Raw genomic sequence first — 519 nt, forward strand, 5'->3', positions numbered from 1 at the left:
TCTCGACGTACCTCTCCGTCTGATTCAAATTGGTGAACTCGAAGTTCCCCAACTTGAGGGGAACGAGGGCCGGTTCGGGGGCAGCGGTGGGGGTCGCGCCCGAGTCCTGCGGCATACGGGCCGGGACGTCGGTGACTTCGGTGACTGCCGCGCCGCTGTCGGACGGTCGGGGCAGGGAGACCGGATCCACCCAGACAGATTCGCGGAGGACCGGGTCGGTGCCGGTGCGTACCGCGTCCCAGGTCTGCTCGCTGTCCTCCTCCGCGCTTCCCTCCGGCTGTGGGGTTACGTCCCCGATCAGCGCACTGAGCAGCGCCAGGTGCCGGCCACGCAGACCTGCGACGGCGAGCGAGGAGTCCTCGGGGTCCGCGTTGAGGTCACCGAGCAGGCTCCCCGGAATGTGCGGACGGTGCAGGGAGTCGGCGTCGCGATACTCGTCCCGCAGCCCGAGCTGGTGCGTCAGCTCATGCACCATCTGCACCGGATCGGCATCCGCCCACCAGGTGTTCTGGTCCATCA

At 68.2% G+C, this 519-nt stretch carries 1 protein-coding gene; it reads right to left on the reverse strand.

The annotated features are described in order from the left end of the window. Nucleotides 1-475: hypothetical protein (locus tag HW130_RS34590; protein ID WP_177153734.1), on the reverse strand; the 475-nt coding region annotated here is incomplete at its 3' end. Nucleotides 476-519 lie beyond the last annotated feature (44 nt).

Source organism: Streptomyces sp. PKU-EA00015, assembly GCF_013387495.1.
Taxonomy (GTDB): domain Bacteria; phylum Actinomycetota; class Actinomycetes; order Streptomycetales; family Streptomycetaceae; genus Streptomyces.